This is a genomic window from Shewanella sp. UCD-KL12, from assembly GCF_001957125.1.
Classification (GTDB): domain Bacteria; phylum Pseudomonadota; class Gammaproteobacteria; order Enterobacterales; family Shewanellaceae; genus Shewanella.
In genome coordinates this window covers 19,316-44,685 of sequence record NZ_MPHJ01000007.1, presented here as the reverse complement: position 1 = coordinate 44,685, position 25,370 = coordinate 19,316, and the positions used below count along the sequence as shown (strand labels likewise).

At 45.2% G+C, this 25,370-nt stretch carries 28 protein-coding genes; 17 read left to right on the top strand and 11 right to left on the bottom strand.

Annotated elements, in window-relative coordinates:
- Positions 1 to 12 precede the first annotated feature (12 nt).
- The 5 genes from yihI (at position 13) to BM736_RS13720 (ending at position 5,769) form a co-directional block, all read left to right on the top strand.
- Positions 13 to 546, top strand: a complete 534-nt coding sequence (yihI, locus tag BM736_RS13740) for a Der GTPase-activating protein YihI (protein WP_076413139.1) — start codon at positions 13 to 15, stop codon at positions 544 to 546.
- A gap of 79 nt (positions 547 to 625) precedes the next feature.
- Positions 626 to 1,093: a DUF2489 domain-containing protein gene (locus BM736_RS13735; RefSeq protein WP_076413137.1), complete on the top strand. Its 468-nt coding sequence runs from the start codon at positions 626 to 628 to the stop codon at positions 1,091 to 1,093.
- 256 nt (positions 1,094 to 1,349) lie between these two features.
- The gene (gene hemN / locus BM736_RS13730; protein WP_076413135.1) at positions 1,350 to 2,726 is read left to right on the top strand and encodes an oxygen-independent coproporphyrinogen III oxidase; all 1,377 of its coding nucleotides are present in this window, start codon (positions 1,350 to 1,352) and stop codon (positions 2,724 to 2,726) included.
- Positions 2,727 to 2,875: 149 nt separating this feature from the next.
- Positions 2,876 to 4,681: a DUF885 family protein gene (locus BM736_RS13725; protein ID WP_076413133.1), complete on the top strand. Its 1,806-nt coding sequence runs from the start codon at positions 2,876 to 2,878 to the stop codon at positions 4,679 to 4,681.
- A gap of 95 nt (positions 4,682 to 4,776) precedes the next feature.
- Positions 4,777 to 5,769, top strand: coding sequence for an alpha/beta fold hydrolase (locus BM736_RS13720; protein ID WP_076413131.1), 993 nt, complete (start codon positions 4,777 to 4,779; stop codon positions 5,767 to 5,769).
- Between the two features lie 56 nt (positions 5,770 to 5,825).
- Here the strand turns inward: BM736_RS13720 and flhA are convergent, their stop codons facing one another.
- The 8 genes from flhA to BM736_RS13685 all read right to left on the bottom strand — a co-directional run bounded on the left by flhA (position 5,826) and on the right by BM736_RS13685 (position 12,329).
- Complete coding sequence (gene flhA, locus BM736_RS13715) at positions 5,826 to 7,907, bottom strand: flagellar biosynthesis protein FlhA (RefSeq protein ID WP_076413129.1); 2,082 nt, start codon at positions 7,905 to 7,907, stop codon at positions 5,826 to 5,828.
- Positions 7,908 to 7,918: 11 nt separating this feature from the next.
- Positions 7,919 to 9,052 (bottom strand): flagellar biosynthesis protein FlhB, encoded by a 1,134-nt coding sequence (gene flhB, locus BM736_RS13710; protein WP_076413127.1) that lies wholly within the window; start codon positions 9,050 to 9,052, stop codon positions 7,919 to 7,921.
- A complete protein-coding gene (gene fliR / locus BM736_RS13705) occupies positions 9,049 to 9,828 on the bottom strand; it encodes a flagellar biosynthetic protein FliR (RefSeq protein ID WP_076413125.1) in 780 nt (259 codons plus the stop codon). The genes flhB and fliR overlap by 4 nt, the downstream gene beginning before the upstream one ends.
- Before the next feature lie 2 nt (positions 9,829 to 9,830).
- Complete coding sequence (fliQ, locus tag BM736_RS13700) at positions 9,831 to 10,100, bottom strand: flagellar biosynthesis protein FliQ (protein ID WP_076413123.1); 270 nt, start codon at positions 10,098 to 10,100, stop codon at positions 9,831 to 9,833.
- Positions 10,101 to 10,104: 4 nt separating this feature from the next.
- On the bottom strand, positions 10,105 to 10,245 hold the full coding sequence (locus BM736_RS25190; RefSeq protein WP_179079058.1) for a hypothetical protein: 141 nt from the start codon (positions 10,243 to 10,245) through the stop codon (positions 10,105 to 10,107).
- A 40-nt stretch (positions 10,246 to 10,285) separates the two neighbouring features.
- Positions 10,286 to 11,014 carry a flagellar type III secretion system pore protein FliP gene (gene fliP, locus BM736_RS13695; RefSeq protein WP_076413512.1) on the bottom strand — a complete coding sequence of 243 codons (729 nt, stop codon included), beginning with the start codon at positions 11,012 to 11,014 and terminating at the stop codon, positions 10,286 to 10,288.
- 1 nt (position 11,015) lies between these two features.
- Positions 11,016 to 11,375: a flagellar motor switch protein FliN gene (gene fliN, locus BM736_RS13690; RefSeq protein ID WP_076413121.1), complete on the bottom strand. Its 360-nt coding sequence runs from the start codon at positions 11,373 to 11,375 to the stop codon at positions 11,016 to 11,018.
- Positions 11,376 to 11,447: 72 nt separating this feature from the next.
- Positions 11,448 to 12,329: a FliM/FliN family flagellar motor switch protein gene (locus BM736_RS13685; protein ID WP_076413120.1), complete on the bottom strand. Its 882-nt coding sequence runs from the start codon at positions 12,327 to 12,329 to the stop codon at positions 11,448 to 11,450.
- 600 nt (positions 12,330 to 12,929) lie between these two features.
- Here BM736_RS13685 and BM736_RS13680 point away from each other — a divergent pair.
- The 8 genes from BM736_RS13680 to BM736_RS13645 all read left to right on the top strand — a co-directional run bounded on the left by BM736_RS13680 (position 12,930) and on the right by BM736_RS13645 (position 20,973).
- Positions 12,930 to 13,844, top strand: coding sequence for an OmpA family protein (locus tag BM736_RS13680; protein WP_076413118.1), 915 nt, complete (start codon positions 12,930 to 12,932; stop codon positions 13,842 to 13,844).
- Positions 13,831 to 15,132, top strand: coding sequence for a sigma-54-dependent Fis family transcriptional regulator (locus tag BM736_RS13675; protein ID WP_076413116.1), 1,302 nt, complete (start codon positions 13,831 to 13,833; stop codon positions 15,130 to 15,132). Before BM736_RS13680 ends, BM736_RS13675 begins: the two co-directional genes overlap by 14 nt.
- Positions 15,133 to 15,170: 38 nt before the next feature.
- A complete protein-coding gene (gene fliE / locus BM736_RS13670) occupies positions 15,171 to 15,509 on the top strand; it encodes a flagellar hook-basal body complex protein FliE (RefSeq protein WP_076413114.1) in 339 nt (112 codons plus the stop codon).
- 88 nt (positions 15,510 to 15,597) lie between these two features.
- On the top strand, positions 15,598 to 17,310 hold the full coding sequence (fliF, locus tag BM736_RS13665; RefSeq protein ID WP_076413112.1) for a flagellar basal-body MS-ring/collar protein FliF: 1,713 nt from the start codon (positions 15,598 to 15,600) through the stop codon (positions 17,308 to 17,310).
- Between the two features lie 90 nt (positions 17,311 to 17,400).
- Entirely contained in the window at positions 17,401 to 18,387 is a 987-nt protein-coding gene (locus BM736_RS13660) for a flagellar motor switch protein FliG (protein ID WP_256717878.1), read from the top strand.
- A 74-nt stretch (positions 18,388 to 18,461) separates the two neighbouring features.
- Complete coding sequence (gene fliH / locus BM736_RS13655) at positions 18,462 to 19,223, top strand: flagellar assembly protein FliH (protein WP_076413108.1); 762 nt, start codon at positions 18,462 to 18,464, stop codon at positions 19,221 to 19,223.
- Positions 19,216 to 20,547: a flagellar protein export ATPase FliI gene (fliI, locus tag BM736_RS13650; protein WP_076413106.1), complete on the top strand. Its 1,332-nt coding sequence runs from the start codon at positions 19,216 to 19,218 to the stop codon at positions 20,545 to 20,547. The genes fliH and fliI overlap by 8 nt, the downstream gene beginning before the upstream one ends.
- A gap of 9 nt (positions 20,548 to 20,556) precedes the next feature.
- Positions 20,557 to 20,973, top strand: a complete 417-nt coding sequence (locus BM736_RS13645) for a flagellar FliJ family protein (protein ID WP_076413104.1) — start codon at positions 20,557 to 20,559, stop codon at positions 20,971 to 20,973.
- On the opposite strand, the gene BM736_RS13640 is transcribed toward BM736_RS13645, so the two are convergent.
- From BM736_RS13640 to flgA, 3 genes are all read right to left on the bottom strand, one after another.
- Positions 20,970 to 21,416, bottom strand: coding sequence for a flagellar protein FlgN (locus tag BM736_RS13640; RefSeq protein ID WP_076413102.1), 447 nt, complete (start codon positions 21,414 to 21,416; stop codon positions 20,970 to 20,972). The genes BM736_RS13645 and BM736_RS13640 overlap by 4 nt on opposite strands.
- 13 nt (positions 21,417 to 21,429) lie before the next feature.
- Positions 21,430 to 21,714 carry a flagellar biosynthesis anti-sigma factor FlgM gene (gene flgM, locus BM736_RS13635; protein ID WP_076413100.1) on the bottom strand — a complete coding sequence of 95 codons (285 nt, stop codon included), beginning with the start codon at positions 21,712 to 21,714 and terminating at the stop codon, positions 21,430 to 21,432.
- A 96-nt stretch (positions 21,715 to 21,810) separates the two neighbouring features.
- Positions 21,811 to 22,449, bottom strand: a complete 639-nt coding sequence (flgA, locus tag BM736_RS13630; RefSeq protein ID WP_256717857.1) for a flagellar basal body P-ring formation chaperone FlgA — start codon at positions 22,447 to 22,449, stop codon at positions 21,811 to 21,813.
- Between the two features lie 196 nt (positions 22,450 to 22,645).
- Between flgA and BM736_RS13625 the strand changes: the two genes are divergently transcribed.
- Genes BM736_RS13625 through flgE form a run of 4 tightly spaced genes read left to right on the top strand, consistent with a single transcriptional unit; the run spans position 22,646 to position 25,362 of the window.
- Positions 22,646 to 22,996 carry a flagellar basal body rod protein FlgB gene (locus BM736_RS13625; protein ID WP_076413096.1) on the top strand — a complete coding sequence of 117 codons (351 nt, stop codon included), beginning with the start codon at positions 22,646 to 22,648 and terminating at the stop codon, positions 22,994 to 22,996.
- 8 nt (positions 22,997 to 23,004) lie between these two features.
- Positions 23,005 to 23,424 (top strand): flagellar basal body rod protein FlgC, encoded by a 420-nt coding sequence (gene flgC / locus BM736_RS13620; protein ID WP_076413094.1) that lies wholly within the window; start codon positions 23,005 to 23,007, stop codon positions 23,422 to 23,424.
- Complete coding sequence (locus tag BM736_RS13615) at positions 23,425 to 24,135, top strand: flagellar hook capping FlgD N-terminal domain-containing protein (RefSeq protein WP_083700177.1); 711 nt, start codon at positions 23,425 to 23,427, stop codon at positions 24,133 to 24,135.
- 36 nt (positions 24,136 to 24,171) lie between these two features.
- Positions 24,172 to 25,362 (top strand): flagellar hook protein FlgE, encoded by a 1,191-nt coding sequence (gene flgE, locus BM736_RS13610; RefSeq protein WP_076413092.1) that lies wholly within the window; start codon positions 24,172 to 24,174, stop codon positions 25,360 to 25,362.
- The last annotated feature ends 8 nt before the right edge of the window (positions 25,363 to 25,370 follow it).

The following is a 25,370-nucleotide window of genomic DNA, read 5'->3' as shown; positions in this document are numbered from 1 at the left end:
TTGAGAAAAACCATGTCACACTCTAAAAAGTCCCGTAAAAGTAATGAAAATGCGCCTAAATTGGCCCCAAGAACCAAGAAGAGTGAACGCGTTCTTGCTGGTAAAAAGCAGAATTCAGGCAATAAAGCAGGTAGCCGACACAATGCCAATATTGTGGGTGGTAATGCAGGTGGATCTGCCGCTAAGAAAGATCCACGACATGGTAGTAAAAAAGCGGTAGCCCTAGATCTGCCAACAAAAACAATTGCACCTAAGAAAGAGCAAGGGCCTAAGCTCAGCGATGAGCAGAAGCTGCTTAAGCTAGAGGAAGATCCAAGACTGAACCAGCTACTTGATATGCTCGAAGAGGGTAGAGAGTTAGGTCAGGAAGACCAGAAGTGGTTAGAAAAGACCTTAACCCAAATTGAGAAGCTAATGGAACGCTTAGGGATCACCGAAGAAGATGACCTTGAACAGGTCGTGCAATCGACTGCAGCTGCGAGTGATGATGACCTACTCGACAAGTTTGAGTCTGGCGCAGATCTATTAAAAGATTACCAGAAGTAAAAATTAACGCTTAGTTACACTAGTAGATGACACCTTAGGGAATGTTATCTACTAGTCATATATTCAGACAGGATACCTCATGACGACTGTGCTACTAGTCTCTGGCTTTATTATCATCGCGGCGCTTGCAAGCTATGCCACAATGTTAATGCTTAAATTGCGTAAACAAACCAAGCAAAGAGAGAAGAAACAGCAAGAGTTAAATGATATCAATCAAGCTCGAATAGATGAGCACTTAGGAAGTATCCGCTACATTGCGACAGCCATGCTCGAAGATCGCTGTGAACTGTCTGAAGGCGTAATGAGAATAGCAAAACTATTTGGCATTTTATCTATGTCTGAACAGGTGGAGTCAAAGTACCCTGCAATTTTCAAACATTTTGCCGTGATTCAAGATCACCCGATCATGGAAACCCGCAAACAGTTGGAAAAACAGCAGCGCATGAAGCTCGACTTTGCCCGAATGCGCTCAGAAGCGGAACTTGAAGCAGACATCCTCAATGAAGCTAAGCAGCTATCTAGCTTCACACCAAGTCCACTTCACTGAGCTTTTCTGCGTGAGTTGCTCTTGCCCTAGCAAGATCAACTCTCCATTACTCTCTATTTTATTGCCATATCGCGTGAGTCTGTGCACAAATTCTCCAATTGATCGCGACATTCACACTCAATTGATAGATATTCCCCAGCAGGAATGATCATATTTATTTTTCAGCTTTTATTTTTACAACATGGATCAAGGTTATTAAACTTATAACCATGCATACTTTACATGTTGCTAAACTACTACCCTCGGAGGACACGCCTTGAAGCAGCCCACCCAAATTAGTTGGGATCAGTCAATGATCGAAAAATACAATTACAGCGGTCCCCGTTATACCTCTTACCCAACAGCGCTGGAGTTTGACGATTCTTTCACTGAAGAGAAACTGCTGACCTCTATCAAGAACAGCAAAAGCGATAAGCTTTCTCTATATATACATATTCCTTACTGTGCCAAGCTTTGCTATTACTGCGGCTGTAATAAAGTGATTACACGCCATCAGCATAAAGCCGATCAGTATATCGAATACCTTGCTACTGAAATTGTTAAGCGTGCCCCGCTATTCAAAGACTACTTAGTCACTCAAATTCACTGGGGTGGCGGTACACCAACATTCTTAAGCCCTGAGCAGATCCTTAGACTGTCTGCATTGATTAAAACTAACTTTAATGTGGCTGATGTTGGCGAATACTCAATTGAGGTCGACCCACGCGAAATTGAGCTATCTATGCTTGATACATTGCAAGAAGCTGGGTTCAACCGTATCTCAATCGGTGTACAAGACTTTAATAAAAAGGTTCAGATTGCGGTTAACCGTGAGCAAGATGAGCAGTTCATCTTTGATCTTATGGCTAAAGCGAAAGAGATGGGCTTTGTATCTACTAACATAGATCTTATCTATGGCCTTCCACATCAGACACCTGAAACCTTTGCTGAAACTATGCAACGTGTTCTAGACCTAGATCCTGACCGCTTATCTGTATTTAACTATGCTCACCTGCCATCACGTTTTGCAGCTCAGCGTAAGATTAAAGATGAACATCTAGCATCACCTCAACAGAAGCTAGATATGCTGCATCAAACCATCGAGACCCTCACGGGTGCTGGTTACCAGTACATCGGCATGGATCACTTTGCTAAGCCAGATGACGAGCTTTCTATTCTACAGAACGAAGGCCGCCTACACAGAAACTTCCAGGGTTATACCACACAAGAAGAGTGTGACTTACTAGGTCTTGGTGTGTCTTCAATCAGCCAAATTGGTGATTGTTATGCACAAAACCAGAAAGATATCCGCCCTTACTTCGAGTCTATCGATGCTAACGGACATGCACTCTGGAAAGGTTGTGATCTAAATCGTGATGATGAGATTCGTCGTGTTGTGATTAAGCAGCTTATTTGTCATTTCGATCTTGATATGGCCCAAATTGATGACAAGCTTGGCATTAACTTCGAAGAGTACTTTGCAGAAGATCTAAAACTGCTACAAACTTTCATCGACGACAAGCTAGTGAATATCACAGATAGAAAGATCACTATTAGCCCAACAGGCCGTTTATTGATCCGTAATATCTGTATCTGTTTTGATGTCTACTACCGTGAAAAGGCTCGTCAGCAGCAGTTCTCTCGAGTTATCTAAACAGACTGAGACAACACTTTATAAAAGCCGACATCATGTCGGCTTTTTTGTCAGCTCATTTTGTAACTGTTTTTGTATACCATTTTAATCTCTCGCCAACCTGAGGCATAATCGAGGACATAACAATAATAGCCATTAAGGTCTTTGTAATGCATAAGCTTCTGCTACCCAGTTTACTCGCGATATCCCTTAGCGCTTGCCAAGTAACTCCCATTTCAACACAAGCGACTCAACCCGAATCAACAGTTGAAAGCCCACTCACCATTGGCATCAGTGATGCTAAGCTTAAAGCTATTGTTGAAGCAGATTGGCAAATTCAACTAGACAGCAATCCATCTCAAGCATTTCTTGATGGAGATCTCACTGCTGCAGGTAAACTCGCAGACTTATCACCACAACATTTGGCCTCGCTCAATCTACGTAAACAGCAGCTATTAGATGAGCTAAAAACAATAGATAGCGCCTCACTAACTAAAGAAGATAAGATCAACGCACAGATCCTCCAAGGCCAGCTACAAAATAGCGTCGATCTTTTTAAGTACAAAGACCACTACTTACCCATCACAGCCGAGAGTGGATTTCACGCCTATATCTCATCGATTACTAAGGCTAAGTTTGCCACCCAAGCGGATTATCAGCATTACATCGCTAAGCTTAATGCCCTGCCTCGCTATTTCGCCCAGCAAATTCACTGGTTAAAACAGGGACTATCGACAGGTATTACGCCTCCAAAAGTCACGCTTAAGGGGTTTGAAGACAGCATCAGTGCCTTTATGGTACCCGTTGAGGAGAGTGGCTACTTTCAGCCGTTCAAACACTACCCTAAGCACTTTACTCAAGCTCAGCAAGATGAACTCACCGCACAGGGAAAAGCATTAGTTGAACAAAAAGTCCTGCCACTTTATCAGGCGTTTTATGACTTTATGACCAAAGAGTATATTCCTAATGCTCGAGTCGATATTGCCAGCGCTAGCCTACCTTATGGCATCGAATTTTATGAAAACCGTGTGCGTTACTACACCACACTCGATATGAGTGCTGATGAGGTCCATCAACTTGGTCTAAAAGAAGTTAAACGTATCAGAGGTGAGATGCAGGAGATCATCGATGAGCTTGGCTTCGAAGGCAGCTTTGCTGACTTTCTTAACTTTTTACGCACAGACCCTCAGTTCTATCCAAAAACGGCAGAAGAGCTACTCAAAGAAGCAGCTTATATCGCCAAAAAAGCCGATGCTATGCTACCTAAGTATTTTGGCAAGTTACCCAGAACTCCCTATGGTATCCAACCTGTGCCAGCTGAAATCGCGCCAAAGTACACCACTGGGCGTTACTCAGGTTCCAACAGAGACGATCAACCGGGCTATTACTGGGTAAATACCTACGCCTTAGATAAAAGACCTTTATATGAGATGGAAGCGCTAACCTTGCATGAGGCAGTACCTGGTCACCACCTGCAGATATCGCTTAATAAAGAGCTGACTAACCTACCTAACTTCAGACGCTATAGCTACATATCAGCCTTTGGTGAAGGCTGGGGACTTTATTCAGAATATCTAGGTTTAGAAGCGGGCTTCTATCAAGATCCCTATAGCAACTTCGGCCGCCTAACCTATGAGATGTGGCGCGCTGCGCGTCTCGTTGTCGATACAGGTATGCATGCTAAAGGTTGGAGTCGTCAACAGGCACTAGACTTTATGGCGAGTAACACTGCCTTGTCGATGCACAACGTTACCACTGAGATTGATAGATACATCTCTTGGCCTGGCCAAGCGCTTTCATATAAGATTGGCGAATTGACGATTAAGCGACTCAGAGCAAAAGCTGAAGATGAGCTTGGCGAAACATTCGATATCAGAGCCTTTCATGATGCGTTGTTAGAAAATGGCTCAGTACCTATGTCGGTTCTCGAGCAACAGATCAATGACTTTATCTTAAAGCAAAAAAAGAGCAGCTAATACCAATGTGCTACGAGCGATATTGACCACCGTTCGTAGCACTGTTTTAGACTGTGGTACACTGCCAATAAGTATACATAAACCCAGTAGATATCATGACGGTAGCCATTGAGTCACAAGTCGACAATCCAGCCACAAAACAGCTCAGCTTTAGCTCTGAATACTCACTCAATAACGAACAGCAGCTAGATTTTTGGCGTCATATCGAAGAATCCTTCATCAAAATTAATGATCAGATATCACTAGGTTATACCTATATAAAACATCCAGATAGTAAACGAGCTGTGGTTCTCAGCAATGGTCGCGTCGAATCATACCTAAAATACAAAGAGTTAATCTTCGATCTTTATCAACAAGGTTACAGTGTTTTCGCGCTCGATCACCGTGGTCAGGGCCTATCTAGCCGTATCACCGACAACCCGCATCAAGGGCATATTGATAAGTTTGATACCTATATTGATGACTTTTCACTGTTTATTGATAGCGTCGTGAAACCTAAAGACTATCAAGATCTATTTCTCGTTGGCCACTCGATGGGCGGCGCCATTGGTACGCTCTATATGGATAAGCATCCAGAAACGTTTACCGCAGCTGCATTTTCAGCGCCTATGTATGGCATTAAATTGCCCATAAGTCGCCGGTTTATCCGCTGGCTGGCTAACTTACTCGATAGCGAGGCAGGTAAAGAGCCGAACTATATTTTAGGCGGCAAAGATTATCATGCGGATGCATTCGAAAAAAATGACCTCACCAAAAGCCAGTTACGCTACGATGATTATCGCCACCTCTATGAACAAAGGCCTGAATTAAAGCTCGGCTCCCCAACCAATCACTGGCTGGTCGAATCTATTGATGCTGGGCCTAAAACGATTAAAGCCGCAAAAAACAGTCAGTCACCGATTCTAATCCTTCAAGCAGATGAAGATACGATTGTCGATAATTTTGCTCAATACCATGCTGTAGGCGGTTTATGCCAGCTGGTTAATGTCCCTAATGCTCGTCATGAGATCTTTATGGAGCTCGATGAAAGTCGTAACTTTGCCCTGCAGGCAATGTTCAAGTTTCTTGCCTCAAACCACTCTCATTAAACAAATGCCAGCTGTATAAAATAGGGAGCCTAGCTCCCTACCTATCCTGCATATGATTAGCCTAACTGCCCTGCCACCATCAACTCTCGACTCTCGGGGATCTCATTGTATGAAAGTACGTGCAGACCTCTTGCAAACGCCAGCGCATAACGTGCCAGGATTGGCCTTAACTGAGGAGAGACCAACAGCATAGGGCTATGACCTTGCTCTTTTGCCTGCGCTAATAACTGTGGCATCTTCTGCTGTAGCTGAGCCAATAGTTGCGGTTCAACCGGAAAACTATCCAGCGACACCTTCCCCTGCTGTTGAGACTGATTGAGCGCCGTCATCAAGGTTTGCTCAAGCTCAGGGGCTAAAGTCAGTACGTTTAACTGCTGAGATTGGCCAGCTATAGTGTGCAAGATACTGCTTCGCAAAGCACAACGGACATCAGCTGCCAATAATACCGGGTCCTTACTGTTCTCACTGCAATCTAGCAAAGTCGTCGCTATGGTTCGAATATCTTTAAGTGATACCTGCTCCTTTAATAGTAAACGGTACACTTTTAGTTGTTGGATTGGTGTTAATGCTGTTGATAAAGACTCTGCTAACTTGGGTGACTGCTTAGCTAAGCGGTCGCTTAGGGCTATCACATCATCATGTTGCAGCATATCTGGCAATGATTCACGAATAAGCTTACTCACATGAGTCGCTATGACAGTGGCATTATCGACAACCGAATAACCAAGATTTAGCGCTTTTGCCTTACTCTCTGGCTCAACCCAGAGTGCATCCATCTGATAAGCAGGCTCTTTAGTAATAATGCCATCAATATCACCAAACACTGGCCCACTCTTAATCGCCATTAATTTCTCTGGTTCAAGCTCTGCTGTAACCACCGGATTTCCCATTAAATTAATTTGGTAAGCATTAGGGGCTAAGGCCAGATTATCTCTCACTCGAACCTCAGAAAGTAGGAATCCTGCTTGCTCTGACAAGGTACGCCTTATACCTGTTAACCGTTTCTGTAACTCAGCTCCCTTGCTACGCTCAACCAAGTGAACAAGTCGGTAACCGAGTCGAACCTCAATAAGATCAGTAAATGGCAACGCCTCCCAGCTGGGAACAGATGGTTCAGCAAGGCTCTTCTCTAATTTCTCCTCTACCCCCTCCTCAGGCAATACTTCAACTTTTTGACTCAGCTTCCAAGCCGAAAAGCCCAGTACAGCGGCAAAAGAAAGAAATACTAACGCTGGCATTCCAGGAACAATACCTAAGATCACCATGATGACCGCAGCTGTCGCTAAGGTTCTAGGGTTGGCGAGTAACTGCTTACTCAGCTGAGTCGGCATCTCCTCCGCATCGGAGACTCGGGTAACAATAATCGCGGCAGCGGTAGCTAGTAATAGCGACGGGATCTGCGCCACTAAGCCATCACCTATGGTTAGCAAGGCATAAGTTTTAAAGGCCTCGCTCACGCTTAAGTCATGCATAAACACACCAATGGCAATACCACCGAGTATATTGATCGCCAAAATCAATATACCTGCTATGGCGTCACCGCGAACAAACTTAGAGGCACCATCCATCGAACCGTAGAAATCGGCTTCTCTCGCCACCTCCTGACGGCGAAGTCTCGCCTGATCTTGGCTTAGCACGCCAGCATTAAGGTCAGCATCGATTGCCATCTGCTTGCCTGGCAGTGCATCTAAGGTAAAACGAGCCGATACCTCAGATATACGCTCCCCACCTTTAGTGATCACCACGAAGTTAATGATCATCAAGATAAGGAATATCACTGCACCGACCACATAGTTCCCATCGATAACCACTTCACCGAACGCTTGGATCACACGGCCAGCCGCATCTCCGCCTTGATGCCCCTCAATTAAAACCACTCGGGTTGAGGCCACATTCAAAGTTAGCCGCATCAGGGTCGCTAACAGCAATACTGTCGGAAACACTGAGAACTCTAGAGGCCGCCTAATAGAGACAGCTACCAGTAACACCATCACAGCTAAGACAATATTGAAGGTAAATAGGATATCCAGTAGCCAAGGTGGCAGTGGCAGTATGACCATAGCAAGTATGGTCAGCAGCATGATAGGTATACCTATATAGCTACGATTTCCAGCAAACGTACGAGATAACCAGTTCATGAGAGATACCTTTAATCGTGTCTTAAGTGTTTTGGAATGAAAAAGTTTGGTAATGGATCGGGGCGTTTTTTCTTACCCTCTCGAGCGGCCTTTATCTGCAACACATAGCTCAAGACGTGTGCGATAGCGATGAATAGAGCTGCTGGGATCTGTTGTTCGACTTTGGTTGAGTAGTAAATAGCACGCGTAAGTGGCGGAAGCTCTATCACTTCAACATCATTTCGTTGAGCAATTTGGCGCATATAAAGCGCAACTTCATCAGTCCCTTTGGTCAGCACATAGGGGGCATCAGCCTTTTCAACATCATATTTAAGCGCCACAGCATAGTGTGTAGGGTTAACCAGTAGCACATCTGCTTGTGGCACCGCAATTTCAGCTCTAGAGCGTCCCATACGTTGTTGTAACTGACGGATTTTCGCCTTTACTTCTGGCTTTCCATCTTGTTGCTTGTGCTCATCTTTAACATCTTGCCGAGACATTCTGAGCTCTTTATGGTGGTGCCAGTATTGATAAGGCACATCAATAAAAGTGATCACCAACAACCCAAGACCGAGATAAAGCACGCCTTCAGCGAGCATATTGATACCGTTACTGACCGCCTCGTCAATCGGCAGCTGATTGTAAGTCAGCAATGTTTGCAAGTTACTCTCTAAGAAGGTAAACATTATGCTGATAAGCAAAGTGATTTTTAGAATCGACTTTACTAACTCAACTAATGACTTTACTGAAAACATACGCCCTATCCCGGCAATAGGATCAATTCGGCTATATTTAAATTGCGCATTCTTAAAGCTAAACACAGGCCCGCCAGGCATAGCACCAGCAATCATGGCAATAATCGCGACCATGATGAACAGAGGGCCAAGTATATTAAGCATCTCAACTAAGGAAGCGCCAAGATGCTCGAGCAACATACCGGGACGGTCTAACTCCTCTTTGGTGATAGACATGTTAAAACGCGTCAACTCAGCGACTCGCGCAGCAAACCAATCTGCACTCAAAAACAGCATCAGAGAACAACCAATAATCAGTGCCGTTGATGCCAGATCTTTTGACCGGGGGACCTGTCCCTCATCTCTGGCTTTCTTTAACTTTTGGGGGGTGGCTTTCTCAGTCTTACTCTGCCCGGTATCCTTATTACTCATGTGATACCACCAATAAATTGATACATGGCAGCAAGCGCGTCCAAACACAGGTCGCTATAGCGGCTTGGTAAGCCACTAAATGAGAAAAATACGCACAATAAGCCCATCAACATAGACATGGGGAAGCCTAGGGCAAATACGTTTAATGAGGGAGCTGCACGGCTCAACACACCAAAGGTGATATTGACCATTAACATGGCAAGAATTGCTGGTATTGCTAGCATAAATGCCGATGCAAACAGCCAAGCATAACGTGCTACTAACCCCATGAAAGGCAGATCAAAAATGCCAGTACCTATGGGCCATAACCTAAAGCTATCGACTATAATTCCCAGCGCAACAAGATGACCGTCTAACGCCAAAAACAGCAGGGTGCCATAAAGCAGAAACCACTGGCTTAAAATGGGATTAGAGCTGCCGTTGGCTGGATCATTCATAATCGCCATGGCGAGTCCCATCTGCATCGACATCATGGCACCAAACAGTGTCATCACATGAATTAAGATGTAGAGGAACATGGCCAACATAAAACCAATAAGCAGCTGCTCGATAGCGATAAACAGAGCCGCAATCGAGATAGCATCTACCGAGGGGACTGCGGGTAACATAGGTGCAATGAGTGCAGAAATGAGCACAGCTAACAATATTCTCACCATGGCAGGAATATAGGAGCTACTCAAAAAAGGCATAACAATGAATGCCCCCATGATACGGCAGAAAGGCCACCAAAAAGTACCGATAAAACTGCTGATCTGAACTGAAGTAAGAGAGAGCATGGCTAACCAATTATATGGGGAATATTCATAAACAACCGATTAAACAGATCAGAGATCTGCTGCAGTAGCCATGGACCGGAAAACAGTACCATCAAGAGGGTCAGTACTAACCTAGGTAAAAAACTTAATGTCTGCTCATTGACCTGTGTCGCCGCTTGAAATACCGCGATTAATAGACCCACTAACAAACTGGGCACCACAAGTACTGCGACCATAGCGACCACCAAAAATATCGCATCAGCAAACATAGAGGTCAGTTCATTAACATCCATATTGCTACCTTAATATCCCTGTCACTGAGTTAATGACAAATTCCCAACCATTAAAAGCGACAATCACGCAACTGATCAGACAAAGTATAAAATAGATGATGTCACTGACACTGAGGTCATCTTCCAGCGCTTTTACTATTTGCATCATTTCACCTAACAAGATTAAAGTGCAGCCCGTACACCAACTAGCCAAAGCTAGACACAAGCGTCCCGACCGTCATGGACCAACCATCGACGAGTACGAATACCATCAGCTTAAATGGCAAAGAGATAATCAGTGGAGATAGCATCATCATACCCATAGACATCAAGACACTAGCCACAACTAAATCGATCACCAAAAATGGCAGGAAGAGTAAAAAACCGATCTGAAATGCTGTTTTAAGCTCACTCAATACAAATGCAGGCATGAGTACAAAGAAAGGCACCTCATCGGCAGTTAAGGTCACTGGCTCATCGGCAATTTTGAGCATCTGCTCCAAGTCTGTCTCTCGGGTTTGAGCTAACATAAACTTTCTCAGCGGCCCCTCCCCAATAGCTACAGCTTCATTGAGTTCTATTACCCCTTGATCATAAGGAAGGTAAGCTTGGTCATAGATATCTTGGCCAACGGGTCTCATAATAAAAATCGTCAACACCAAAGTAAGCCCAACTAACACCTTATTCGGTGGGCTCTGCTGTAGGCCTAGTGCTTGTCGTAATATAGCTAACACAATGATAATTCTGGTAAAGCTGGTTAACATCATCAGTAATGCAGGCAGAAAGCTAAGCACGGTCATTAATGCCAGAATCTCTAGCTTAATATTGACAGTCTGACTCTGGTCTCCATCATTAAGGGTGAACAGGGTTAATCCATCATTGGCTAAAGCCGCTGGCACAAAAAATAATGAAATAAGCAGCAGAACTCGAAACATATCAGTCATTCGCTCCGGTGAGACTGATGGCTTCCACTTCTAACAAGCGCACACCATAACGGCCGTTAACCTCAACGACCTCACCCCGTCCAAGCAATGCACCATTGACTCTAATATCTAAAGGCTCTCCAACCATACGATCGAGTGCAACAACATCTCCTTCGCCCATACGAGATAACTCACCTAAAGACATCTCAGCACTGGCAAGTTCCAGCGTGACCTGAACAGGCAGCTGCTGAAAAAATGATATGTCTTTAACGGGTTTAGCCTTAACAACTTCCTCCTGTGCAAACGCCTCATCATCAAATAGGTTGTCATCTAATAAAAAATCTTCATCTTGAAGCAGTGTTTGTTCTGACATCTAGTCATTCCTTAATAATTTAAAATTCAATTGTCTAAAAAGCTTGTTCTGTGAAACCTAATCACCGCTAATTCAGCTGTTATCACCATCATCTTGCTGAAAAATATCTTGGGTTAACTTAGCGACCATCTGTCCCTCATGGGTATGTATCGCAGCATAAAATAGTGGCCTTTTTCCTACCGTCACCGGACAGCGTGAATGTAAGTTCATCGGTAAAATATCTCCGGCCTTCAGTCCATTAAGTGAGGTTACGGGGGTAGTTTGTCTTCCAAGCTCGAGGGATACTTTTAGCGGGATCTGCTTTAATCTTTGAGCTAACTTTTCAGAAAGGCCGGCAGTAGCTTGATAGAAGCTAGGCTGCTCAGACATGAGTCCGAGGAGATACTCAGTCATGCAAAATTGAATCGGCGGAGTCATCTGACCTTTAGCAAAACTTAGAGACCAATTAATCGGTGCATCAATGGGGGTATTATTAGCAACTAACTCTAACTCTATCGCCTCCTCATCCAGCTCAGAAATTGGCAGCACCTTGAGCGCCGATAACATCAACTTTCTTGCCAGTCTAAATTCAGACTGACTCGGTGAACGCAATGGAGATTTGAAGGGAGTCGCTAAACTGCCGTAGTAACCACTCGCTAATTGATCGAGTGTACAACGGTCAATTCTCCACCAAGCCATTACAGCGCCATGATAGCTAAGTCTAAACCAAGCATTATGACCATCAGGCTCAATCGGTACACTTACCTCTTGAAGTGAAATATCTGTTAATCCGTGATGCCCTTGGCGAATTATTGGATTAAGTACACTATTAACCGAATCTAAAACTGCTCTTTGACAAGACTCGACTTGAATCAATAAACGGCTTCTAGCCAATTTTTCCTGAATTAAAGCAACAGGCCTTATTTTTTTACACTGACTAAATTTTAGTAACTTTGCTTTTGCTGTTGTTTTCATATTAACCCAACCAATATATAAGTCGTCAAATACATTTTATTTAACACCACTATATTTAAAAAATGACTATCGTCATAAATATGACACTCTCTACCGCAAGACCTAATTAAACCAATAAACCATTATAGGCACATGTGTATTAACGTGCCCACTCTAATTTAAATAAAACAAAATCTATATAAAGCGACCGAATTCAATATTTCTTTAATTATTTTTTAATTTAAATTTAAGAAAAAATTTAAAACGCATACCACACAGATAACTTAACCAGTAAAAACATATAGATACAGCAGGAACAAACCTCTGTATCAACATGTATCAATTGATAAAATTTTAAACAAAGCAATCTTAAAGTAATAAACCAAACATAGAAACAAACTAATTTTATATTTAAACGGTATCAGTAGAAGTTTATTCTTTCAACTGGCGAGCTCTCACAAAATAAATAAATTCACAAAAAAACATTTTACATATCCCTTCATTAATGTTTAATTATAGCCCGCAAACAAACTCCAATTAATCCTATTCAAAAAACATATAAATATTAAAACTCAAGATTTAATAACTTCTAAGTTATGTAAATAAAGGGAAGTAAATCCATTGAAGTCACTAGCTCATATATTAATCTTTTCACTGTTGATTAGCCTGGTCATATCAAATAGTGCATTAGCCAATATTACTCGCTATCAAACACCATTTGAGCAAGCCCAATGGAGCTTTCAAGGAAATCTATTTTCGTGCCAGATAGAACACAAAATCGAAGGCTTTGGAAATATAAAGTTAAAAGCGCTTCCAGGAGAGAAGCTGAGCTTAGTGCTCAGCGCTGACTGGCTTAATGCCGACGGTGCCACATCAAGTATTCAAGTAGTATCACCTTCGTGGAAAAATAACAGCGATGATGTTTTTGCAGAAGCTAAATTGTTCTGGCATGGAAACGTCGCCACAGGTCAGCAAAACATAAACCCATTTTTAGAAGCCCTTGAGCAAGGCTTAGCTTGGCAAGCAGATATCAAGCCTAAGCATAGCAGTCACTACCGAGTTAATAGCAGCCCAGTAAATACCAAGCAAGTAGCCAATAAATTCAGGCTTTGTAGATATCAGCTTTTACCTAAACCGTTTTCTTATGTTCGCAGTCTTGCCCTCTACTTTCCATCTGGTTCCAGTGAGATAACGGCTGATCATGAAGCCGATCTCAATGCAATAGTGAGATACGTTCAGGCTGATCCATCAATTACCCAAATATTAGTTGATGCTCATGCCGATAGTTCAGGTGAACGTTTAGCTAATTTGGTACTCAGTAAAGACAGAGCAGATGAAATAGCTTCTCGCCTTGTCGAGCTAGGTATTTCAGTAAAAATGATTCAAGCACGTCACCATGGCGCTCGCTCTCCAAAAGTGTCCAACAACACTCTCTCAGGTAGAGATACAAACCGCCGCGTCTCTGTACGCCTTATCAAGTCACCGCTAAATAGTGTGGCAGTATCCCCTAAAGAGGTTAACCATGACTCCGAATGATATACGACTGATAGACGCAAGCTTACCCGACAGCTGCCTCTCTCAGTTAACTCTACAGGGGTTTTCCACTTGGCAGTCTGGCAATTCAGCCCCCTGGCTTAGCATGATTAATCTGTCGGATTGTAGCAACGACGAGGTGGCAGCTAAGCTCACTCAATTTCCTGCGAGAAATCAGGTGGCGCTTTTAGCCCCAGAACAAACTGAGCTTGCGACTACGGCGATGCAGCTGGGTGTGCAAGATTACTTGCTACTTCCACTTGAAAGTGAACAGATATGCTCACTGGCTCAAAGACTTAGACGTCTAGAACAACCCGATGCCGAACTCGTCGTTGTTTCGCCTATCAGCCGTCAACTTATGATGCTTGCCCACAGAGCAGCTTCAACGGAAGCGAGCGTTTTATTAACAGGTGAAAGTGGTACAGGTAAGGAGCCTTTGGCTCGCTATATTCATCGCCACTCTACGCGCGCAGCCAAACCCTTCATCGCAGTTAACTGTGCCGCAATTCCAGAAAGCATTCTTGAGTCCATCTTATTTGGTCATCACAAGGGGGCATTTACTGGCGCGACGAGTGATCAAGCAGGAAAATTTGAGCTCGCTAATGGCGGAACCTTATTGCTTGATGAAATTGGCGAAATGCCAGTGCAGGTACAAGCTAAACTACTCAGGGTTTTACAAGAGAGAGAGGTGGAACGCCTTGGGGGTCATAAGTCTATTCCTCTGGATATTCGTATCATAGCCTCAACCAATCGAGACCTGAGAAAAGCCGTCCAGTCTGGCAGCTTTAGAGAAGACCTCTTCTATCGACTCGATGTGCTTCCCCTAAAAATATCGCCACTTAGAGATCGTCGTGCCGATATTTTGCCTCTAGCAGATCACTTTTTACAGAGATATCACCACTTGGCAGCTGGGCAATCTTGCTACTTCAGTGACCAAGCTAAGCTCAGATTAACTTCCCATAACTGGCCAGGTAATGTTCGAGAACTTGAGAACACCATCCAAAGAGCACTCGTCATGAGAAGAGGGCAAGCGCTTCAAGCGTCTGAGCTTGGCATCGAGGGAGACTCAGCCCTTACAGATGACACTCGAGTTCAAAGTGAGCAGGGATTAAAAGCCTCAAAGAAGCATGCTGAATTTCAATATATTTTAGATACCTTAAAAAAATTCAATGGTCACCGTAGCCAAAGCGCACAAGCGCTTGGCATGACGACGAGAGCCTTGAGATACAAGCTAGCTCAAATGCGAGAAGAGGGGATAGATATAGAGCAAGCATTAGGCAAAGCCGCATAAAGATCCCAATCAACATTTATCTTAGATAGGAATACCTAATGTCGAACTCGACCACAATTAGCCCTCAGTCGATGATGAGCACTTTAAGCATTCATACTGAAATGGCCAAAGGTGCTATTAAGATCCCTCAAAACCCGAGAGATCTAGGCGTGCACTCCCCCTCTTTTACAGAGCTAATGGAGAGTAAGGTCGCGGCAGTGAATACAGATCAAAATCATTCATCCGCGCTAATGCGCGCCGTTGATGGTGGAGAAAGTGACGATCTGGTGGGCGCGATGGTTGCTTCACAAAAAGCCAGTCTCTCCTTCTCTACCATGATTCAAATAAGAAACCGATTGGTTCAAGCCTTCGATGAGGTCATGAAAATGCCAGTCTGATCGAAAATTATTAGCCAAACAGAAATTACTAACCAGTTAATAAGATTGAGAAAGCATCGGGTGACATGCTTTCAATAAGGATTAAATCATGTCTACAACTCTTGCTCAACCGAGCCCAGCTATCACAGATGTCGGCGAAAAACCTGACACGCTTTCAAGCATGAAAGCTAAGTGGAAGCAGTTTAATCAGGGCGATAAGCAAGTGCTAATCTTGGCGATTCTTGCCAGCGTAGTGGCCTGTGTCATCGTGCTTTTACTCTGGACAGCAAGCCAAGGCTACCGCCCGCTTTATGGTCACCAAGAGAAAGTTGAAACCTCTCAGATCATCGAAGTACTCGAAGCTGAAGGAATAAAGTACCGCCTAGAGGCCAATACAGGACTGGTTTTAGTCCAAGAGGATAAGCTAGGTAAAGCACGCATGTTACTTGCGGCCCGAGGCGTAAAAGCACGGGTGCCATCTGGCATGGAGTCTCTCGATAATTCAACGATTGGTACTAGTCAGTTCATGGAGCAAGCTAAATACCGTCACAGCCTTGAGGGCGAATTATCAAGAACGATTATGGCGCTCAAATCGGTTCGAACAGCCAGAGTTCACTTGGCGATACCTAAACGGACGCTATTTATTCGTCAGCAACCTGAACTGCCCTCCGCTTCAGTCATGTTAGATCTTTATGCAGGGAGTAATATCCAACCCAACCAGATAGAGGCAATTGCTAATCTAGTCGCTGGTAGCGTTACGGGCATGACTGCAGAGCGAGTACAAGTGGTCGATCAAGAAGGCAACCACCTCAGCTCAGGCATCGCCATTAACCAAGACATTACTCAAGCCAGAGACAGACAATTAAAATATACCCAAGAGCTAGAGCAGAGCTTAATTAATAGAGCTTCCAGCATGCTATCCCCAGTATTGGGACAAGAGAATTTTCAGGTACAGATAGCGGCTCAAGTTAATTTTAATCAGGTCGAAGAGACCCGAGAGTCCCTTGACCCTCAAACTGTGATGTCTCAAGAGAAGCAAAGTACCAATGAAACCAATTCCAGTATGGCTATGGGTATTCCAGGTGCCCTTAGTAATCAACCCCCTACCGCCAATGCAGAGGGTGACGACAATGCTCGCCGTAACTTGAATCAGCAAGAGAGTAGACAGTTTGAGATTGGGCGCTCAGTAAGACATACCCGCTACCAACAGATGCAACTCGAGAATTTATCTGTCTCTGTATTACTCAATAATCAAGCCGCTGGTGAAACAGGCTGGAGCGAACAGCAAGTGTCACAACTTGGCATTATGGTAAAAGATGCGATTGGCTTTACAGCCGCCCGTGGTGATCAATTCAGCATCAATAGCTTCGACTTTGCCCCCGTTCATGCCGCAGTGTTTGAGCCTATGCCATGGTGGCAGACCGAAGGTTACCAATCGTACTTGAGGTATCTGATCGGTGGACTACTCGGCTTTGGTTTAATCCTATTTGTACTGAGACCTCTGGTATCACACCTCACTCGTACAACTGAATACAACAGTAATGAGGATAATTCTGCCGCCGTTGCAGAGCTTGATTCACCTAAAACGGAACAACTCGCCAACAATGCCCAAGCGGGAGATTCACAAGCGCTAGCCGATCAGTTAATGGGGCTAAGTAATGAGACTTCCAACAGTGACTGGATCAGTAATCAAGGATTACCGGCGCCAGAATCACCACTGACAGTGAAGATGGAGCACTTAAGCTTATTAGCGAATCAAGAACCCGCTCGCGTTGCAGAAGTCATCGCTCACTGGATTGGTGACAACGAAAATGAAAAGTAATGCTGCGGAAAGATCGAAAGCGCGAAAAGCTGAGCCAATAGATAAACCGATAGGATAGACATTGTGAATAATAGCGAACTCGGAATAAAAATGGATAATCTCGATCAAGCAGCCATGTTGCTGCTAAGTATGGGAGAGAAAGGTGCCGCGCAGGTGATGGCTCACCTTGATAGAAATGATGTTCAGCATTTAAGTCATAAAATGGCTCGCCTATCGAGTATTACTCAGCAAGAAGCTGAAGCGGTTCTCGGTCGCTTCTTTATGCGCTATCAAGAGCAATCCGGTATCGCTAGAGCATCACGTTCATACCTACAGAAAACCTTAGATATGGCACTGGGTGATCGGGTAGCAAAAAGCCTGATAGACAGCATTTATGGTGACGAGATCAAGACCTTAGTCAAGCGACTTGAATGGGTTGAACCACAGCTACTCGCAAGAGAGATCACTAACGAGCACAGCCAACTTCAAGCGGTACTGTTAGGCCTACTTCCTCCAGAAAGTGCCGCGCAAGTACTTCATAGTTTGCCAGAAGCTGGACAAGATGAAGTGCTAGTACGTATCGCTCAGCTCGGTGAACTAGACCGAGATGTGGTGGACGAGCTTAGACAACTCGTTGAACGCTGCATGCTTATCGCCATGGAAAAGAGTCATACTCAAGTCGCAGGAATCCGCCAAGTTGCAGATATTCTCAATCGATATGAGGGTGATAGAGAGCAGCTGATGGATATGATCAAGCTTCACGATAGACAGCTCGCCAGTAATGTCGCCGACAACATGTTTGACTTTATTATTCTTGGCCGCCAAAAGCCTGAAACCTTGCAAGAAATTATGGCAATCGTTCCGCCTGAGATGCTAGCACTGGCACTCAAAGGGATAGACCAAGAGCTTAAGAGTACCCTACTCGATGCCCTGCCTAAGCGTATGTCTTCAGCCATAGAAACCCAAGTTGATGCCATAGGGGCAGTACCTCTTAGCCAAGCCATTGCTGCACGCAAAGAGATTATGGAACTCGCCAAACAGATGATGGATGACGGCGACATTGAGTTGCAACTATTCGAGGAGCAAGTCGTTGAATAATGATTTCAGCTCAAAGCCAACAGTAAGCATGCTGACATTAGTCTGCGACAAGTCATAAACCAGGTGATCGGATAATGAAATCTACACAAAACAATATTGATCCTAAATGGCGCTTACAAGGCGACCTTGCCAGAAGGCACAGGTTCAGCCCACTCATTCCAGCCGACACGCCTGAAAATAGCAATGAACCTGGCTGGCAGGACTACCAACAAGCCTTCGATAAAGGCTATGACGAAGGGGTTGCTAAAGGTCATCAAGAGGGCTTTGAATCAGGCGAAGAGGCGGGACGACGCAGCGGCTACGCAAGCGGATTTAATCAGGGACGAATCGAAGGCCAAATGAAAGGAAAACAGGGCATCGATGAGCAACTCAATAACCTGCTGGCTCCTCTTGGCGCGCTAAAGTCACTACTCGAAGATGGACACCTAAGCCAGATCAACGAACAGCAGCAACTGATCTTAGATCTAGTGCGCCGCGTGGCTCAACAAGTGATCCGTTGCGAGCTCACCCTGCAGCCCCAACAGATCTTATCGTTAGTCGAAGAGACGGTAGCCTCCCTGCCTGACACTCGCTCCGACATAAAGATCCATCTAGAGCCTACAGCAGTTGAAAGACTCAGAGAGCTGGCAGCCGATAAGATACAAGATTGGATTCTAGTAGAAGATAGCACTATTTCATCTGGTGGCTGTCGCATAGTCAGCGATAACTCAGATGCCGATGCTTCGGTTGAAACTCGACTGAACGCCTGTATGGATCAAGTTGAAGCTAAACTTTACTCGCCAACTCCAGCAGCAGAGCCCGAACAAACTCCTAAGCTTGAAGCAAACAATGTCTAAGCATCAATTAGATAGTGCAGAGATCTTTGACTGGCCAAGTGTGCCAGTCGCCCAAGTCTATGGTCGACTAACCCGTGTCAATGGCTTACTCCTCGAAGCGGTGGGCTGTCAACTAGGAATGGGGGATCGTTGCAATATTGAGTGCCGCAATGGACGTCTAGTCGAAGCTGAAGTCGTGGGCTTTAACAAAGAGACATTATGCTTAATGCCCATTGAGCATACTTCAGGACTAATGCCTGGTTCCAGAGTGATGCCTGTTGCTGAGCAATCGCAGATCCCAGTAGGTCCAAGTCTTTTAGGTAGAGTGCTAGACGGTGCAGGACAGCCGTTAGATAATTTAGGCAAGCTCAATAGCCCACAAAAAATAACGCCCTCTTGCAGTACGATCAACCCTCTACAGCGCCAACCTATTCGCGAACCACTCGATGTAGGCATCAGGGCTATTAATGCCCTACTCCCCATAGGCCGTGGGCAACGCTTAGGGCTATTTGCAGGCTCAGGTGTCGGTAAGAGTGTCCTCCTCGGTATGATGACTCGATTTACCGAAGCCGACGTAGTCGTCGTTGCACTCATTGGCGAGCGTGGCCGTGAGGTTAGAGAGTTTATCGAAGAGTCATTAGGTGAAGAGGGCCGACGCAGAGCCATTGTCATTGCAGCTCCCGCTGACACAACGCCATTGATGCGCTTAAGGGCTATGCGACTGAGTCATCACATTGCCGCCGCCTTTCGAGATCAGGGTAAGCAGGTATTACTTTTAGTTGATTCACTGACACGTTTTGCACAAGCACAGCGTGAAATCGCACTCAGCTTAGGTGAGCCACCAGCAACCAAAGGTTATCCACCATCAGCTTTTGCTCAACTGCCAAGCCTAGTTGAACTAGCAGGTAATGGCGAGCACCCAACAGGCACGCTAACAGCCTTTTATACCGTGCTCACAGAGGGGGATGATCAACAAGATCCTATTGCCGACTCAGCTCGCGCCATTTTAGATGGTCATATCGTGCTCAGCCGTAAGCTTGCCGAGCAGGGGCATTTTCCCGCTATCGATATAGCCAGCTCAGTCAGCCGATTAGCGACGCAAGTAAGCACTACAGACGTTATCGCTTTAGGTCATCAGTTTAAACAACTTAATAGTCGCTATAACGAAGTGCGAGAACTACTGCCACTTGGCGGATATCAAGCTGGGCACGATCCACAAATGGATCTTGCCGTACAGCACTACCCTGAGATGGCAAAGTTTCTTAAGCAAGGCACTGATGAAAAATCTGATTTAAACCAAAGCCTCGAAGATCTAAAACAGTTAGTAGATTCAGTTATTCGTTAGAGGAAGCCTATGAAACAACTATTAATACTCTGTCAGCAGGAGGAGAAAAAGCTCAGACAATTAGGTGAACAACGCACCGATGCGCAAAATAGGGTCATAGCAAACCGTCAGCAAAACGAAGCCGTGACTCAAATGCTCAATGAATATCATCAAACTAGTTGCCACACCACTAGCCCACTGCTACTGCAGAATAACGCCAACTTACTCAGCTCGTTAAAGCCACTTCAAAAGAAGCTCAGTAAACAGCAGATGCTGTTACAGCAGGAACAACAAAGAATGGATGGTTTATGGCAAAAACAGCTGGGACGTCAGCAAGGACTGATCTGGCTCTATGAGCAACGAAAATCGGAGCAACGTAAAGCACAAGAGAGGCTGGAGCAAAAACAGGTCGACGACCTATCCTCACGGTATCAAGGCAGAGGTTAACGCTCCCTTGTCTCCCCATAATCCGTCACGGTATCAGCTTCACGATTAAGTATATTGTTGATCACTGTCTGTTGCGATACTAGCAAGTTGCCATTAGCTTCATTAGCTTGCTGACTATCTCTCACAACAGCTAGCAGGTTTTCCCACAATAAGTTCACTTGCAGGGCGCTCTGTTTTGGCAATTTTGAAATCAAGCTCTTCATGCCTGCCGCATCACCAGAAAAACCCAATTGCAATAATGCATCACTGCGCTTTTTAGCCTTAATCATCAATTCATCACACAGCTTAGCTTGGTGCTCATTATGATGTTTTAAGCCATCATTATCTCGGCGCTGCATCAAATCTCGCTGTCGGTTTAGCAGGCTTTTAAGCTGTTTATAGCTTTCAATATCTTGTCGGATGCCACGAACTAAGACCTGAACAATCTCTTTTTTAGAACTCATGATATTGCTCTCTTTAGCCGTGTTGCTGCAACATCGCCTCTGATATAGCATCCAGATCGAGTTTAAACGTGCCCGCTTTCAGAGACTGACGCAATTCATCAACTTTAGCTTGATCAACCTCATCAATTTGCTGAAGCTCTGGCTGAGAGCGAGACATAAGCTGCCAATCATCACTGACGACCTTCTGTGAAGGCACTTCAGCCCTGTCATTTTTCTCCTGCTGAATAGGCGCTTGAGTCTGCCCCTTCTTAGTACTTATTTCAGTGCTAATCGCACTATTTATCTTTTGGATTTCCATCTGTTTCACCGAGAATTTCTGCCGTTACCTTGTTAAAGCGACACAAAACTCAAAAGACTAAAATATGACTCATAAATAAGACAGGATTTAAGAGAGTTAAAACTGGGTCGCGACTCTTCCCTTTGCGGTTGGATAAGCGGTGATCACCTTGCCAGAGCTTAAGTTTCGGACTCGAATAGGTTGACCTTCTCCCCCGGATTCAAGTGCTTCCCCCTGCATATTGGCATAGAAGCCGCTGCTACTCGCTTCAATAATCACCTTGTCACCGATATTTACCCATTGGGGGGCACTTAACTGTTGCACCTGTATCGGCTTATGCCGACGTAGTCCGCGGATAACCTGACGCCCAACAATCTCATCAATTTGTGTCATCAAATGTCTATCGGATGACGTTAATCTGATCGTTTGCCACTCAATATCTTGTCGACTGACAAGCTCCCCCCGCTTCATCGCTCGGTTTGTCACTGGAATACTGGCTGACACTTTCACTCGAGCGCGTACAAACATAGACCAGCCTAAAGATGCACATTGAACACGTCGTTGAATATTGCCAAAAGCAAGGCCAGACGCAGCATCTATCGATAACGGCTCAGCACACATCGGTAATTTTTTAGCCCCTGAAGGCACCCTCACTTCAATCTCGTGTTGCAGTGATTTAACACCAGATTGACGCTGCCACTGCTTAAGCTCAGCCGAAATGAGTTGCTGCAACTCAACCTCTATCTGCTCACTCACCGAATTGCTCTCAGCGTAGGAAAACGATAGCGGAAGCAGAGCGGACAACAGGATCAACATATGGGAAATAACAGTTCCGTTCCTCTTCCACAAAACATGGCAAACCATTAATAAACCTCACAATTATTTATTGGCACGCAACTTGTACTATAGCCGCAGCAAGACTAAAACCGAACATACATTACTAGGAGTCGCAATGGCTATCAACCTCGATGCCGCACTTGGCATACATCCACAAACGCTCGATTTTCGAGTCGAGCGCAGCAAGATGCTAGCGGGTAACCTCGCCAATGCTGAGACACCGGGTTATAAGGCGAGAGACCTCGACTTCAAAACCGTCATGACCCAGATCAACTCAGGAATGGGCCATGACAGAAGTTATGAAGCCGCCTATCGAGTGCCATACCAGACCTCTAGTGATCAAAATACCGTTGAGCTAGGCAAAGAGCAGGCAAGATACTCACAAAATGCGATGGACTACCAAACCAGTCTCACATTTCTCAATATGAAGATTGCGGGACTGAAGTCTGCAATCGAAGGCCAATAGGAACCAATATGTCTTTTGGAGAGATCTACAACATTGCGGGAGCAGGCATGCATGCCCAAACCGTCCGCCTCAACACGGTAGCCAGTAACTTAGCTAACGCAGGTGCTGCAGCTGAAACACCAGAAACCGCTTTTCGTGCACTGAAACCTGTGTTCTCAACGATCTACAACCAAACCCAAGATGGTCAGCTTTCAGGCGCCCATGTTGAGGTATCGGCAATCGTCGAAGCAGACGCACCACTCGATATGCGTTACGAACCCGACCATCCCTATGCAGATGAACAAGGTTACGTCGCTTACTCCAATGTTAATACCGTCGAAGAGATGGCAGACATGATGGCAGCGAGTCGCTCTTTTGAAACCAACGTAGAAGTGATGAACCGTGCCCGTTCAATGCAGCAAGGTTTACTGCAGCTAGGAGCTAAATAGATGAGTGTAAACGCGGTTTCCAACCAGAATGACACTAACCCAGCCGGCGAACCTGAGATCATGGCCTCAGCCGGTGGTAGCTCCAGTTCAGCAGAGAGCACATCCTCTGCGGGCGGTAATGCCAGCACCATCAAGAATGATTTTATGACCTTGATGTTGGCGTCCATTCAAAACCAAGATCCCACCAACCCTATCGATAGTAATGAGTTTGTGACTCAGATGGCGCAGATCTCTCAAGTCGAAAGTTTAGAGATGATGCGCGCCAACCAAGCGATGAGCATGATCATGATGGAAAACTTAGGCATTGTGCAGTCGGCGCAGTTAATCGGTAAGAGCGCCATGGTGCCCGCCTCTGAGTTTGAAATTGATGCTGAAGCGATAGACGGCAAAATTTATCTAGAAAATGCCGCCGAAGAGCTCAGCCTAGAGATAACCGATGAAACTGGTGAAGTGGTTGCCACCATCAATCTAGGTGCACAAGAGCCTGGTGATGTGGCCTTTATCATAGACCCAGAAGCGTTAGATCTTCCACCTGGAGAGTACCAAGTCAAGGCTAAGGGGTCTGCAGGGGAAGAGACACTGACCGCAGATACCTTTATCAAGGCGCCTATCGAGAAAGTGCACTTTATCAGTGCCTCCGGCGTGATGATGGCCGAGCTTGGTAATGGCCTAGGTACGGTTTCTGTACTGGATATCTCTGAAGTTTCATAAACGCATTAAAATAATATCAATTAAAGGATACATAGCATGTCATTTAATATTGCCCTAAGCGGACTGCAAGCAACCACCCAAGACCTCAACACCATCAGTAATAACATTGCCAACTCATCCACTGTCGGGTTCAGAGGCGGGCGTAGTGAGTTCTCTGCCATCTATAACGGTGGCCAAGCTGGCGGTGTCAACGTGATGTCCACCAGCCAAAACTTCTCTATGGGTGGCAGCCTTGTTTATACCGGTCGCGAGCTCGATATGGGCGTCGAAGGTGATGGTTTCTTTATGCTATCGGCAAGTGATGGCAGCACCCTTTACTCTCGTGCAGGTATGTTTAACCAAGATGCGAATGGCTATGTCACCGACCCTGCTGGTAACCGAGTACAAGGCTATACAGTCGGCCCCAATGGCCAACTACAAAACGGTAATGTTAACGATCTGCAGATCCAATCAGGCTCCCTACCCGCTAAGGCAACGACGAATGTCGGCCAAGTCTCTAACTTAGATGCGAGTGTTGACCCAATCACTGCGGCTTTTGATCCTGATGATTCCTCCACTTACCACTCTTCAGGCACCGTCACTGTCTATGACTCACTCGGTAAAGAGCACGCCATGACTCAGTATTATGTCAAAACAGCAGACAATGAGTGGAAGGTTCATTACAGAATGGATGGTAACGATGTTGGCCCAGCTGGCGGTCACTCATTAGAATTTGATTCTGCAGGTAACCTCACCCAAGGGGAAACACTCAAGTTAGATATTGCAGCACAAGGCGGTGCTTCCGCGATGAGCATAGATCTAAGTTATAAGAACAGTACTCAGTACGCCTCTCCTTATAACAACTCTAGCTTAGTGCAAAATGGCTACACCTCAGGTGAGCTTAACGGCATCCGCATCGACGATGATGGCATGCTCTATGGCACATACACTAACGGGCAGGAGCAGATCCAAGGCCAAGTGGTGCTCGCCTCATTCAACAACCCTAATGGGTTAACTCCCGTTAGCCAAAATGCCTGGACTGCGACTAATGCTGCTGGACAACCCGTAGTGGGCACACCAGGCACAGGCACCTTTGGTTCCGTTGCAGGTGGTTATCTTGAGGGCTCTAACGTAGATCAAACCGCAGAGATGGTTAACCTGATGACCGCTCAACGTAACTATCAATCCAATGCCAAGGTGCTGCAGACCAATGCCAGCATGCAGCAGTCGCTGCTTAATGCCATCTAAGGAATTGA